We start from the raw sequence: 13212 nt of genomic DNA on the forward strand, positions 1-13212 counted from the left end.
TACTAATTGGCCGACAACTTACCACACACCAAAACACTGTTTTGGAAGAAACAAGAATGCTATGCGTCCACTGTACGGTTCCCGAGATACGCCCCTACAACCAGTTGGTTGGGTCGAACATCTCCATAGAGTTACGGCGGTCATAGCGAGGGGGAAACGCCCGGTCCCATTCCGAACCCGGAAGCTAAGCCCCTCAGCGCCGATGGTACTGCACGGGAGACTGTGTGGGAGAGTAGGACACCGCCGAACACCCATTCCAAGGAGGCCGCAACTTCACAGTTGCGGCCTTCTTGGCGTTTCCGCAGAATTGACTTCGCACCAGCCGGGCCCCAGCGGTTGCGGCCTCACCAAACCAATAGAGGGACTCATGTCGAGCCAGCACGAGGGAGAGGACGCCAAGCGTCCCCGTCGCGAGGAATCCGGTCGCGGAGGCTCCGACAGTCGCCGTTCCGGTGCACCCAAGGGCGAGCCGCGGCGCTTTGACCCGCAGCAGCCAGCCTCGTCTGCGTTCCGTGAGCGAGCGGAGCGTCGTCAGGCGAGGGGAGCTGCGCGGCCGTCGTCGCCACGCGACGAGAGCGAGCGCGGCCAGAGCGGGCGATCGGGCGGCTATCCGCGCCGTGACGGTGAGCGCCGAGGTGGGCACCAGGGCGGAGAGCGTCGCGAAGCGCCGCGTCGTGATGGCGACCGTCGTGAGGGGGGTTATCCCCGTCGTGATGGTGAGCGTCGTGAGGGCGGTTACCAGGGTGCTGAGCGTCGCGGCGCCGCGCCCCGTCGTGATGCTGACCGTCGTGAGGGCGGTTATCCACGCCGCGATGGTGAGCGCCGAGGTGGTTACCAGGGCGGCGAGCGTCGCGGCGACGCGCCCCGTCGTGATGGCGACCGTCGTGAGGGTGGGTATCCCCGCCGGGATGGTGACCGTCGTGAGGGTGGCTACCAGGGTGCTGAGCGTCGTGGTGGCGCGCCCCGTCGTGATGGTGACCGTCGTGAGGGTGGGTATCCCCGCCGGGATGGTGACCGTCGTGAGGGTGGGTATCCCCGCCGGGATGGTGACCGTCGTGAGGGTGGGTATCCCCGCCGGGATGGTGACCGTCGTGAGGGCGGATACCAGGGGGCGGAGCGTCGTGGTGGCGCGCCCCGTCGTGGCGGTGACCGTCGTGAGGGTGGGTATCCCGGTCGTGATGGTGACCGTCGTGAGGGCGGATACCAGGGGGCGGAGCGTCGTGGTGGCGCGCCCCGTCGTGATGGCGACCGTCGTGAGGGCGGGTATCCCCGTCGGGATGGCGACCGTCGTGAGGGTGGCTACCAGGGGGCTGAGCGTCGTGGTGGCGCGCCCCGCCGTGACGGTGACCGGCGTGAGGGGGGCTATCCCCGCCGCGACGGTGACCGCGGCTTCCAGGGCGGCGGGCGCAGCGGCGGACCCCGTCGGGACGCTGAGAGGCGCGGAGGCGGCTTCTCGCGTCCGGCCGACGGACACACCGAGCGGTTCGACCGCAGGGACGACCGCCCCGACGAACCGAACATTCCCGAGGACGTCGAACCTCAGATGCTCGACCGGGGTGCGCGTGCCCGCCTGAGGACCCTCGGCAAGAACAACGCCGACCTCGTGGCGCGGCACCTCGTGATGGCCGGACGCCTCATCGACCACGAGCCGGACGTCGCGTACGAGCACGCCCAGGCTGCCATGCGTCGAGCGGGTCGCGTGGACGTCGTGCGCGAGGCGCTTGCCCTGACCGCCTACGCCACGGGGAACTACGCGGAGGCTCTCCGTGAGCTCCGCACCGTGCGCCGGCTGTCGGGGATCGATGCGCACCGCCCCATGGAGGCAGACTGCGAACGCGGGCTGGGCCGGCCCGAGCGCGCGCTCAGCATCGTCGCCGAGACGGACCCGAAGTCGCTGTCCGAAGAGGATCGCGTCGAGCTCGCCATCGTTGCGAGCGGTGCCCGGGCCGACCTCGGCGAGCACGAGGCCGGCTTGCTGGTCCTCGAGTCCGCCCTCGTCGGTCGGATCACCCAACCAGAGCTCGAACGCCGTGTTTCCCTGGTCCGCGCCGAGCGCCTCGACGAGCTCGGGCGCGCCGATGAGGCGCAGGCCGTACGCGCCGCGGCCGGACCGGAGCCCGAGGAGGACATCGTCGTGATGGACCTCGGGGACGACGAGGACCTGGCGGCCGACTCCGCGACCGCCGTAGGACCCGCCGGGAATACCGACGAGTCTGACGACGCTGCCGACGAGTCTGACGGCGCTACTGATGAGTCTGACGGCGCTACCGATGAGTCTGACGAGACCGGATCCGAAGGCGCCGCGGACCTCGACGAGCCGGACTCCGACCCCGCGCGTACCGCAGAGGAGGCCGACGACGCAGCGGAGGCCGACGACGAACCGGAGACGGAGCCGTCGGAGCAGCTCGAGCCGGGCCTCGGAGAGGCCGCGCCGGAGGAGCGGGCATGACTGAGGCACGGGGCCTGCTGGCCTCCACCGAGCCCCTCGCCGCGGCCTACGACGTCGCCCTGATGGACCTCGACGGCGTCTGCTACCGCGGGGACCAACCCGTGGACGGTGCGGACGAGGCGGTCGCCACCGCACGCGAGCTCGGGCAGCGCATGATGTTCGTGACGAACAACGCGGCGCGCGAGCCGAAGACGGTGGCAGACCAGCTCGTCGGGCTGGGGATCCCCGCGCGCACGGACGAGGTGATGACCTCGTCGCAGGCCGCCGCCGCGATCCTTTCCCAGGACCTTCCTCGGGACTCGGTCGTGCTCCCCGTCGGGGGAGCCGGCCTGCGTTCCGCGCTCGTCGAGGCCGGTTTCCGGCTCGCCGAGAGCGCGGCGGACGACCCCTCCGCCGTCGTCCAGGGATTCTCCCCGGACGTCGGCTGGCGCGATCTGACCGAGGCGGTCTACGCGATCCGTGCCGGGGCCCGGTTCGTGGCGACCAACCTGGACGCCACCCTGCCCACAGAGCGCGGGATGGCCATGGGGAACGGGTCTCTCGTCGCCGCCGTCACCAACGCCACCGGCGTCGTCCCCGTCTCCGCGGGCAAGCCGGAGCCGGAGATCTTCCACCAGGCGGTCGCCCGAGCCGGCAGCAGCCGTCCGCTCGCCGTGGGTGACCGTCTCAACACCGACCTCGCCGGTGCGCGTGCGGCCGGGATCCCGGGACTGCACGTGCTCACAGGCGTCAGCGACGCCCGGGACGTGGTGCTGGCCGTGCCGGAGGAGCGTCCGAGCTTCCTGGCGCTGGACCTGCGCGGGCTCGTCGAGCCGCACCCGGCGCCCCTCCGTGACGACGACGGCTGGTGGCGTTGCGGTGCGGCGGCCGCCCGGATCGCCGGCACGGAGCCGCACCTGGAGATGCGCGTCGGTGAGCGCACCATCGCGCTGGAGGCCGACAGCTCGCCCGTCACCGTCTCGCTCGACGCCTGGCGCTGCCTCGCTGCGGCGGCGTGGGAGGCGGCGGACGGAGGGACCGGACTCACAGCCGAGCAGGTGCCAGCGCTGGAGGTCGTCGCGCCGCGATAGCCTTCCAGTGCGCGACCCGAGCACGAGGAAGGAACGAGGGATGGAAGAGACCTCCGCCGAGCGGCCCGGTGCCGGCCTGCCCACGGAGGACCCGCTCACGCTCCTGGACGACATCGACAGCTCCGCCCTCGCCGATCAGGTCGCCGTCTTCGACGCCATCCACGAGCACCTGTCGGACCGCCTGAGCAGTGCCGAGAGCTGACGTGGCCCGACTCGTCCGCATCGATGCCGAGCTGGTCAGGAGGGGGCTCGCCCGGTCGCGCCAGCACGCTGCCGAGCTCCTTGCCGCCGGGCACGTCCTGCTCGACGGCCAGGTCGTCACCAAGCCCGCCCGGCAGGTCGACCCCGCCCAGGCCGTCCGGGTCGACACCCCGTCGCTCGACGACTACGTCTCCCGCGGCGCCCACAAGCTCGCCGGTGCGCTCGACGCGCTCGGTCCTGCCGCGCCCGTCGTGACCGGGCGCCGGTGTCTCGACGCCGGCGCCTCCACGGGGGGTTTCACCGACGTGCTCCTGCGCCGGGGGGCCGAGCACGTCGTCGCCGTCGACGTCGGGTACGGCCAGCTCGCCTGGACCCTGCAGTCCGACCCGCGTGTCACGGTCCTGGACCGCACCAACGTGCGCACCCTCGAGCCCGAGCAGGTGGCGCCGGCGCCGGAGGTCGTCGTCGGCGACATGTCCTTCATCTCGCTGACGCTCGTGCTGCCGGCGCTGAGTCGCTGCGCCGCGCCCGCGGCCGACCTGCTGCTCATGGTCAAGCCGCAGTTCGAGGTCGGCAAGGAGCGCCTCGGCCACGGCGGGGTGGTCCGGGACACCGCCCTGCACGAGGAGTCGGTGCTGAACGTCGCGGCAGCCGCCGCACAGCTGGGGCTGGACACCTGGGCCGTCGTGCCGAGCCCGCTGCCGGGCCCGTCCGGCAACGTCGAGTACTTCGTCGCCCTGCGGCGTGAGCATCCGCGCGCGCTGCGCGGCCAGGCACTCGCCGACGCCGTCGCCGACGCCGTCCGCACCGGTCCCGCCGGGCGGTCGCACGAGCCCGAGGGGGAGGGGCCATGAGCAGACGCATCCTCGTCATCACGCACGAGGGCAGACCCGAGGCTGTCACCGCTGCCGACAGGGTCAGCGAGGACCTGCGCCAGCACGGCATCGAGGTGGTGCGCGACGGCGCCGCCGAGGGGGCCGAGCTCGTCATGGTGCTCGGCGGCGACGGCACCATCCTGCGCGCCGCGGAGGTCGCCCGCGTCCACGACGTGCCGCTCCTCGGCATCAACCTCGGCCACGTCGGCTTCCTCGCCGAGGCGGAGCCCGAGACGCTGCCCGACGTCGTCGCCCGCGCCGTCGCCGAGGACTACACCGTCGAGGAGCGCATGACCATCGACGTGGTGGTCACCACCCCAACGGGTGAGGAGCGCGGCGGGTGGGCCATCAACGAGGCGGCGGTGGAGAAGAGCGCCCGAGCCCGCATGGTCGAGGCCGCCATCGGCGTCGACGGGCTCGGGGTGTCGACCTTCGGGTGCGACGGGGTCGTGCTCGCCACCCCCACCGGCTCCACCGCGTACGCGTTCTCCGGCGGCGGACCCGTCGTGTGGCCGGACGTGGAGGCGCTGCTCGTCGTCCCGATCGCCGCGCACGCGCTCTTCGCCAGGCCGATGGTCGTGGGGCCGGCGTCCGTGCTCGAGGTCGAGGTCCTGCCCTACGGCGACGCCGGCGCCGTGGTGTGGTGCGACGGCCGCCGGACCATCGACGCCCCGCCGGGCTCCCGGATCACCGTCTGCCGCGGTGCGCACCCGGTGCGCCTCGCCCGGCTGAACGAGGTTCCCTTCTCCGGCCGGCTCGTCGCCAAGTTCGACCTGCCGGTGCAGGGATGGCGAGGCGGCAGGGAGCGGCCGTGATCGAACAGGTACGGATCGAGAACCTCGGCGTCATCGCGGCCGCCGAGCTGGACCTGGCGCCCGGCTTCACCGTCATCACCGGCGAGACCGGGGCCGGCAAGACCATGGTGCTCACCAGCCTCGACCTCCTCCTCGGCGGCAAGGCCGACCCGGTCCTCGTGCGCACGGGCGCCGAGCGGGCCGTCGTGGAGGGCACCTTCACCGTCGACCCCGCCGGACCCGCCGCCCGGCGGGCCGACGAGGCCGGCGCCGCCGTCGAGGAGGGCGAGCTCATCGCCGCCCGCACCGTGCCCGTCTCCGGCCGCTCCCGCGCACACCTGGGCGGGCGTACCGTGCCGTACGCGGTGCTCGCCGAGATCGGTGAGCAGCTCGTCACCGTCCACGGGCAGTCCGAGCAGCTCCGGCTGCGCGCACCGGCGCAGCAGCGCGCGGCCCTGGACGCCTTCGGCGGCGAGCCGCACGCCGCACTCCTCGAGACCTACCGACGGGCCTGGGCGGACCTCGTCGCCGCGCGCGAAGAGCTGGCCCGGTGGGAGCAGGCCGCGGGTGAGCGCGAGCAGGAGATCGAGCGCCTGCGCTCCGGCCTCGAGCAGGTCGACGCCCTCGAGCCCCAGCCCGGGGAGGACCACGCGCTGCGCGACGAGGCGGCCCGGCTCGGCAACGTCGAGGAGCTGCGGGCGGCCACCGGACGGGCCCACCAGGCCCTCACCGGCGGGGACGACGCCGGCGGCCCCGAGGTGCTCGACGCCACCACCCTGCTCGACGACGCCCGGCGCAGCCTCGAGCAGGGCGCGCGCGACGACGCCACGCTCGACGGCTGGGCGTCGCGCCTGGCCGAGGCGTCCTACCTCGTCTCCGACGTCGCGACCGAGCTCTCCTCGTACCTGACCTCCCTCGACGCCGACCCGAACCGCCTGGCCTGGGTGCACGAGCGGCGGGCCGCGCTGACCGAGCTCACCCGCCTGCACGGGCCCGACGTCGACGCCGCCCTGGCCTGGGCCGAGCAGGCCCGCGAGCGGCTCGCCTACCTCGACGGGCCCGAGGACACGACACAACGCCTGCGCGCGGAGCTGGGCGGGGCGGAGGGCGAGGCCGTCGAGGCCGCGGCGGCCCTGAGCGCGTCCCGCGCCGCCGTCGGCGAGCGCCTCGCCGAGGAGGTCGACGCCGAGCTCGCCGGGCTCGCCATGACCGGTGCCCATCTGAGCGCACGCCTGACCCCGCTCGACGAGCTCGGTCCCCACGGCGCAGAGTCCGTCGAGCTCCTCCTCGCCGCCCACCCCGGCGCGCCCGCCCGGCCGCTGGGCCAGGGTGCCTCCGGCGGTGAGCTCTCGCGTGTCATGCTCGCCATCGAGGTCGCGCTCGCCGGGGCCGCACCGGCCGAGGGGACGGGACGCACCTTCGTCTTCGACGAGGTCGACGCCGGGGTCGGCGGCCGTGCCGCCGTCGAGGTCGGACGCCGCCTCGCCCAGCTCGCGCGCGGCGCTCAGGTGGTCGTCGTCACGCACCTCGCGCAGGTCGCCGCCTTCGCCGACCGGCACCTCGTGGTGAGCAAGAACACACCGGGCTCGCAGGACGTCGTCACGGCGACCGACGTGATCCGCGTGGACGGCGAGAACAGGCTGCGCGAGCTCGCCCGGATGCTCTCCGGGCAGGACGAGTCGGACACCGCCCGTCGGCACGCCGCTGAGCTCCTCGAGAGTGCGGCCGTGCAACTATGAGGCGGTGAGTGCACTCTTCCGGCGTCGGCGCGACGTCGTCGACGGGTCCGGGACCACCGGGCCTGCCCGGGTGGACGCCCGCACCAAGAACCTGACGAAGCGGCTGAAGCCCGGCGAGATCGCCGTCATCGACCACGAGGACATCGACCGGGTCTCGGCCGAGGCGCTCGTCGCCTGCCGGCCGCTCGCCGTCCTCAACGCCGCGAGGTCCACCTCCGGGCGATACCCGAACCTCGGCCCCGGCATCCTGCTCGAGGCCGGCATCCCGCTCGTGGACGACCTCGGCCCGGCGATCATGTCCGTGCGCGAGGGCCAGCTGCTCAGCGTCGAGGGGGCCGAGGTCCGCTCCGGCGCGACGCTCGTGGCCGAGGGCACCGTGCAGGACGCCGAGGTGATCGAGGCCAACATGGCCGAGGCCCGGGAGGGCCTGTCCACCCAGCTCGAGGCGTTCGCGGCGAACACGATGGACTACGTGCGCCGCGAGCGGGAGCTGCTCCTCGACGGCATCGGCGTGCCGAAGGTACGGACCTCGTTCGAGGGGCGGCACGTCCTGGTGGTGGTGCGCGGGTACCACTACAAGGAGGACCTCGCGATGCTGCGGTCCTACATCCGCGAGTACCGCCCGCTGCTCGTGGGCGTCGACGGCGGTGCCGACGCGATCCTCGAGGCCGGCCTGCGGCCGGACATGATCGTCGGCGACATGGACTCCGTCTCCGACAAGGCCCTGTCCTCGGGCGCGGAGATCGTGGTCCACGCCTACCGGGACGGTCGCGCCCCCGGCCAGAAGCGCATGGAGGACCTCGGCGTCGAGCACGTCGTGTTCCCCGCCACCGGCACGAGCGAGGACATCGCGATGCTTCTCGCCGACGACTCCGGCGCCGAGCTGATCGTGGCCGTCGGCACCCACGACACCCTCATCGAGTTCCTCGACAAGGGCCGCTCCGGCATGGCGTCGACGTTCCTCACGCGGCTGCGGGTGGGCGGCAAGCTCATCGACGCCAAGGGCGTCTCGCGCCTGTACCGCACCCGGATCTCGACGTGGCAGCTCGTCCTGCTCGCCCTGGCCGGTCTCCTCGCGCTGTTCGTCGCCCTGGCGGCGACGAACGTGGGGCAGACGATCTTCGGCCTCTCCGGCGCCTGGTTCGACGACGTCGTCAACTTCTTCCGGTCGCTGGTGGGGCTGGCCCCATCCGCGCCGACGACCTGACCCTGCTCGAGAGAAGAACCGATGATCGACTTCCGATACCACCTCGTCTCCCTCATCGCCGTCTTCCTGGCGCTCGCCGTCGGGATCGTCCTCGGTGCGGGACCGCTGCGGGACACCATCGGCGACACCCTCACCGGCCAGGTCCAGGACCTGCGTGCGGACCGTGAGCGGCTGCGCAGCGAGCTCGAGGCCGCGGAGGTCAACGTCACCGAGCGCACCACCTACCTCGAGGCCTCGGCCCCGGTCCTGCTCGAGGACGTGCTCACCGACCAGCGGGTGGCGATCGTGACGCTGCCCGGCACCGTGGGCGACGACGTCGAGAACCTGCGTGACCGTCTCGGCCAGTCCGGCGCGGAGGTCGTCGGCGAGGTCGCCGTCACCGAGGCGTGGACCGACCCCGAGACCGAGTCGTTCCGTCAGACCTTCGCCGGCCAGCTCCTCGGCTACCTCGACCCGGCCCCCGCCGACGACGCCGGCACCGAGACGATCTTCGGCCACGCACTCGGGCACGCACTGACCGACAGCGAGGGTGAGGACGCGCTCAGCAGCGACGCCGCCACCCTGCTCGACCTGCTCACCTCGGCAGAGGCGCCGCTCGTCACGCTGACGGCCGAGCCGTCCGCCCCGGCGGACGCCACGGTCCTCGTCGGCCCCAGGCCGGCCGAGGTGCCCGACGAGGAAGCCGACCCCGACGAGGCTGAGGCCGCCGCCCGTGTGCTCGCCGCCCACGTGGACCTGGCCGAGGCCCTCGCCGCCACCGGCCGCGGGTCGGTCACCGTCGGCTCCGCCGTCACCGACCTCGACCTCGTCACGGCCCTCCGGGCGGACGAGACGGCCGCGGGCACGGTCACGACCGTCGACTCGGTCAGCGAGATCACCGCCGCCATCTCCGGCCCGCTGGCCGTCGCCGTCGCGATATCCGGCAGCGTCAACGCCTACGGCTTCCAGACCGGGGCGGAGGAGCCGGTGCCGCCGCGGGTCGACATCTCCCCGGAACCCGTCGGACCGACGGAGGAGGAGACGGCCGACGGCGCAGAGACCGAGCCGGCCGACGGGGAGACGTCGGGGGCCGAGCCGGCCGACGGCGAGACGGCGGCCGACGGGGGGGCAGCGGCCGCCGGCGAGCCCGCCACCGGGGAGCAGGCCGACGGTGCGGCATGAGCCGACTCGCTGAGCTGATCCCGCCTGCCCTCCTGGGCGCCGCGGCCACGAGCGTGGCCGCGGCGGCGCTCGAGTCCCGCCCGCCCGGCGGCCGAGCACGGTGGGACCGCACGAACTACGCCGGCCGGACCGTCACGCTGCTCGGGGGTGCAGCCGTCGGGGCCGGTGCCGTGGGGGCGGGCGCCGCGGCGGCCGGGATCTCCGGCGGTGCGACCGCGCGCACCTGCGCCGCGGGCGCCGTGGCGGCCGCGGCCGGGGCGGCGATGGGGCTCGTCGACGACCTCGGCGAGGACACGACCGCCGAGCGCACCAAGGGCCTGCGCGGGCACCTCGGCGCCCTCGCCCGGGGCCGGGTGACCACCGGCGCGCTGAAGATCGCCGGCATCGGAGCCGGCGCGCTGCTCGCCGCCGCCCTGGCCACCCCGCGCCGCTCGGGCCCCGTGCTCCACGCCGCCGAGACGCTCGCCGGAGCGGCGATCGTGGCGGGCACGGCGAACCTGCACAACCTCTTCGACCTGCGGCCCGGGCGCGCCCTGAAGGTCGCCACCCTCATCTCCGGCCCGCTCGCCCTGACCGCTCCGAGAGGCTCCGCAGCCGTCGCCGCGGCAGCTCTCGGGGTGGCCGGGGCCGCCCTGCCCGACGACCTCGGCGAGGTCACCATGCTCGGCGACACAGGCGCCAACGCCGTCGGCGCCCTGGTGGGCACCGCACTGGCCGCCCATCCCTCCCGGACGCTGCGGGTGGGCGCGCTGACCGGCGTCGTCGCCCTGACGCTGCTCAGCGAGAAGGTCAGCTTCTCGCGGGTCATCGAGACCACCGGGGCGCTGTCCCGGCTCGACGCCCTGGGCCGCCGGTCCTGACATGAGGATCCGCGGGCTGGCGGGCGGGGTCCTGGGCGCCGCCGGCATGATCGCCGTGCTCACCCTGCTCTCGCGCGCGGTCGGCTTCGTGCGCTGGCTCGTCCAGTCCTGGACGCTGGGCGCCTCCGCCTCCGCGCAGGCCTACGAGACGGCGAACCGCATCCCCAACGTCCTCTTCGAGGTCGCCGCCGGCGGGGCGCTGGCCGGCGCCGTCGTGCCCCTGCTGGCCGTCCCGCTCGCGCGGCACCTGCGGGCCGACGTCGACCGGACCGCCTCGGCGCTGCTCGGGTGGGCGCTGCTCGTCCTGCTCCCGCTGGCCGCGCTCGTCGCCCTCACGGCCGGCCCGGTCGCCGGGCTGCTCCTCGGCGGCGACGGCGATCCCGCCGTGCGGCAGCTGACCGAGAGGTTCCTGCGGGTCTTCGCGCTCCAGATACCGCTCTACGGCGTCGGCGTCATCCTCTCCGGGGTGCTCCAGGCGCAGAAGAGGTTCTTCTGGCCGGCGCTCGCGCCGCTGCTGTCCTCGGTGATCGTCATCGGCTCGTACGTCGTCTTCGGTGCCCTCGCCGCCGGACGGCAGGACGACCCGGCCGCCCTGGCCACGAGCGCCGTCGCCTGGCTCGCCTGGGGGACCACCGCCGGCGTCGCGGCGATGAGCCTCTGCCAGCTCCCCGCGGTGCTGCGCACGGGGGTGCGCCTGCGACCGGCCCTGCGCTTCCCGCCCGGCGTGGCCCGGCGCGCCCGGCACCTCGCCGCCGCCGGCCTCGGTGCCCTGCTCGCCCAGCAGCTCAGCGTCCTGGTGGTCCTCTACCTCGCCAACACCTACGGCGAGACCGGCACCATCAACATCTACAGCTACGCCCAGGCGGTCTACTTCCTGCCGTACGCCGTGCTGGCCGTGCCCCTGTCCACGGCCGTCTTCCCACGGCTGTCGGAGCGGGCCGGCACCGGGGACCGCGGCGGCTTCGCCGTCATGGCCGCCGGCTCCACACGGCTGGTGGTGGCGGCCTCGCTGGTCGGCCTGGCGATCCTGGTCGCCGTCGCCCCGGCCGCGACGGCGGTGTTCTCCCTGCGTGACGACATGGCCGGCATGACCTCGGCGATCACCTGGTTCGCCCCCGGCATCGTCGGCTACGCCCTGATCTTCCACCTCAGCCGAGCCCTGTACGCCGTCGACCAGGGGCGCGCCGCCGTCCTGGCGACGGCGACCGGCTGGGGCGTGGTCTCCCTCGCCTCGTGGCTCGGTGTCCTCGTCCTCGCTCCCGACGGCGGCGACGGGCCCGCCACGCTGACCGCCCTGGCCGCGGCGTCCAGCATCGGCATGGTCGTGGCGGGGCTCCTGCTCCTCCTCGCGCTGCGGCGCGCCGCCGGGCCGGGCGTCCTGACCGGCATGGCACGCACCATCGGCGTCGCCGGCGCCGGTGCCGTGCTCGGCGCGGTCGGGGGCCGCCTGGTCGCCGACGCCGCCCTCGACGCGGTGGGGACGGGCCTCGGTGGCGGGGTGGTCGGCGCCCTGGCCGGTGCCCTGGTCGGGGCCGCACTGCCGGCGGTGGCCGTCACCGTGCTGGACCGGGGCACCTGGCGGGTGCGGGGATGGTCCCACGACGCGTCGCCCCAGGAGCCCGGCGCGACCGCCAGGAAGGGCTGAGCGATACTGAGGCCTGCCGAAGGGAAGAGGACGAGCATGCGGGTGCTGCAGGTGACCGGGTCGAGCGCCGGGGGCGTCGCACGCCACGCGCGGGAGATCAGCGCCCTCCTCGCCGCCGGCGAGCAGCCGCCCGGTGCCCTGCCCAGCACGACGTCGACGAGGGTCGTCCTGGCCGGTCCCGCGGAGGTGCTCGCCCCGCTCGGCCACAAGGGCACCCGCGGCGCCGGCCGGGTCCGCACCGCGGTAGTGGACATCGCCGACCGGCCCCGCCCGCAGGACCTGGCCGCCGTCGCACGGCTGCGGGGGCTGGCGGCGGGGGCGGACGTCGTCCACGCCCACGGGCTCCGCGCCGGCGCGCTCGCCGCCCTGGCCGTGCGGACCCTGCCGGACCGCCCGAAGCTGGTCGTCACGCTGCACAACCTCCCCGTCGGCGGCGCGAGGGTGCAGCGCGTCTCCGCCGTCCTCGAGCGCGTCGTGGCTGGCGGTGCCGACGTGGTCCTCGGCGTCAGCGGCGACCTCGTCGCCCGCATGCGGGACCGCGGCGCCCGCGAGGTGGACCGCGCCCTCGTCCCGGCGCCGGTCCGCCCGCCGGCCGGGGTCGACGCCGCCACGGTGCGCCGGACGCTCGGGCTGGCCGACGGAGAGCGGCTCGTGCTCACCGTCGCCCGGCTCGCCCCGCAGAAGGGCCTGGGCACCCTGCTCGAGGCCGCAGCACGCCTCGCCGCCCCCGGGCCCGAGGGCGCCGCCCGTCCGGGCCGTCACGCCGCCGCGACCGCCGGGTGGCGCTGGGTCGTGGTGGGGGACGGGCCGCTGCGCGCCGAGCTCGACCGGCGCATCCGGGCGGAGGACCTCCCGGTGCTCCTCGCCGGCCGCCGCGACGACGTCCCGGAGCTGCTCGCCGTCGCCGACGTGGTGGCCTCCACCGCCACGTGGGAGGGCCAGCCCATCGCCGTGCAGGAGGCGCTGCGCGCAGGAGCGGCGGTGGTCGCCACGGACGTCGGCGGCACGGCCGAGGTCACCGGTGACGCCGCGGTGCTCGTCCCCGGCGGGGACGCCGCCGCGATGGCCGCGGCGGTGCGGGACGTGCTGGCCGACGACGACCTGCGCGCCCGCCTGCAGGACGCCGCCCGCGCGCAGGCGGCCCGGCTGCCCGGCCCCGCGGACGTCCTCGCCCAGCTCCACGCCGTCTACTCCTGACGTGGGCGAGGGCA

At 74.7% G+C, this 13212-nt stretch carries 12 protein-coding genes and 1 rRNA gene; all 13 read left to right on the forward strand.

Features of this window, described 5'->3' with window-relative positions:
• Nucleotides 1-132: 132 nt before the first annotated feature.
• The 13 genes from rrf to GD748_RS10165 all read left to right on the forward strand — a co-directional run bounded on the left by rrf (nt 133) and on the right by GD748_RS10165 (nt 13198).
• A 5S ribosomal RNA gene (gene rrf, locus GD748_RS10110) occupies nt 133-249 on the forward strand.
• A gap of 374 nt (nt 250-623) precedes the next feature.
• Nucleotides 624-1574 (forward strand): hypothetical protein, encoded by a 951-nt coding sequence (locus GD748_RS10115; RefSeq protein ID WP_152195107.1) that lies wholly within the window; start codon nt 624-626, stop codon nt 1572-1574.
• Entirely contained in the window at nt 1544-2449 is a 906-nt protein-coding gene (locus GD748_RS10120; protein WP_152195108.1) for a hypothetical protein, read from the forward strand. The genes GD748_RS10115 and GD748_RS10120 overlap by 31 nt, the downstream gene beginning before the upstream one ends.
• Complete coding sequence (locus GD748_RS10125) at nt 2446-3519, forward strand: HAD-IIA family hydrolase (RefSeq protein ID WP_152195109.1); 1074 nt, start codon at nt 2446-2448, stop codon at nt 3517-3519. Before GD748_RS10120 ends, GD748_RS10125 begins: the two co-directional genes overlap by 4 nt.
• Before the next feature lie 40 nt (nt 3520-3559).
• Complete coding sequence (locus tag GD748_RS19505) at nt 3560-3721, forward strand: hypothetical protein (protein WP_193312913.1); 162 nt, start codon at nt 3560-3562, stop codon at nt 3719-3721.
• Between the two features lies 1 nt (nt 3722).
• On the forward strand, nt 3723-4574 hold the full coding sequence (locus GD748_RS10130; protein WP_152195110.1) for a TlyA family RNA methyltransferase: 852 nt from the start codon (nt 3723-3725) through the stop codon (nt 4572-4574).
• A complete protein-coding gene (locus tag GD748_RS10135; protein WP_152195111.1) occupies nt 4571-5410 on the forward strand; it encodes an NAD kinase in 840 nt (279 codons plus the stop codon). The genes GD748_RS10130 and GD748_RS10135 overlap by 4 nt, the downstream gene beginning before the upstream one ends.
• Nucleotides 5407-7128: a DNA repair protein RecN gene (gene recN / locus GD748_RS10140; protein ID WP_152195112.1), complete on the forward strand. Its 1722-nt coding sequence runs from the start codon at nt 5407-5409 to the stop codon at nt 7126-7128. The genes GD748_RS10135 and recN overlap by 4 nt, the downstream gene beginning before the upstream one ends.
• A 4-nt stretch (nt 7129-7132) precedes the next feature.
• A complete protein-coding gene (steA, locus tag GD748_RS10145) occupies nt 7133-8335 on the forward strand; it encodes a putative cytokinetic ring protein SteA (RefSeq protein ID WP_152195113.1) in 1203 nt (400 codons plus the stop codon).
• Nucleotides 8336-8356: 21 nt separating this feature from the next.
• Entirely contained in the window at nt 8357-9496 is a 1140-nt protein-coding gene (locus tag GD748_RS10150; protein ID WP_152195114.1) for a copper transporter, read from the forward strand.
• On the forward strand, nt 9493-10356 hold the full coding sequence (locus tag GD748_RS10155) for a hypothetical protein (protein ID WP_152195115.1): 864 nt from the start codon (nt 9493-9495) through the stop codon (nt 10354-10356). Before GD748_RS10150 ends, GD748_RS10155 begins: the two co-directional genes overlap by 4 nt.
• A 1-nt stretch (nt 10357) precedes the next feature.
• Complete coding sequence (murJ, locus tag GD748_RS10160; protein WP_152195116.1) at nt 10358-12001, forward strand: murein biosynthesis integral membrane protein MurJ; 1644 nt, start codon at nt 10358-10360, stop codon at nt 11999-12001.
• A gap of 36 nt (nt 12002-12037) precedes the next feature.
• Entirely contained in the window at nt 12038-13198 is a 1161-nt protein-coding gene (locus tag GD748_RS10165; RefSeq protein ID WP_152195117.1) for a glycosyltransferase family 4 protein, read from the forward strand.
• Nucleotides 13199-13212: the final 14 nt, after the last annotated feature.

It is taken from the genome of Georgenia subflava, assembly GCF_009193155.1.
Lineage (GTDB): Bacteria > Actinomycetota > Actinomycetes > Actinomycetales > Actinomycetaceae > Georgenia > Georgenia subflava.

Excerpts from the sequence above, each read along its gene's own strand:
- GD748_RS10120 (WP_152195108.1), top strand. The coding sequence starts at position 1,544 with ATGCTCGACCGGGGTGCGCGTGCCCGCCTGAGGACCCTCGGCAAGAAC.
- GD748_RS10125 (WP_152195109.1), top strand. The coding sequence starts at position 2,446 with ATGACTGAGGCACGGGGCCTGCTGGCCTCCACCGAGCCCCTCGCCGCG.
- GD748_RS19505 (WP_193312913.1), top strand. The coding sequence starts at position 3,560 with ATGGAAGAGACCTCCGCCGAGCGGCCCGGTGCCGGCCTGCCCACGGAG.
- GD748_RS10135 (WP_152195111.1), top strand. The coding sequence starts at position 4,571 with ATGAGCAGACGCATCCTCGTCATCACGCACGAGGGCAGACCCGAGGCT.
- GD748_RS10150 (WP_152195114.1), top strand. The coding sequence starts at position 8,357 with ATGATCGACTTCCGATACCACCTCGTCTCCCTCATCGCCGTCTTCCTG.
- GD748_RS10155 (WP_152195115.1), top strand. The coding sequence starts at position 9,493 with ATGAGCCGACTCGCTGAGCTGATCCCGCCTGCCCTCCTGGGCGCCGCG.
- murJ (WP_152195116.1), top strand. The coding sequence starts at position 10,358 with ATGAGGATCCGCGGGCTGGCGGGCGGGGTCCTGGGCGCCGCCGGCATG.
- GD748_RS10165 (WP_152195117.1), top strand. The coding sequence starts at position 12,038 with ATGCGGGTGCTGCAGGTGACCGGGTCGAGCGCCGGGGGCGTCGCACGC.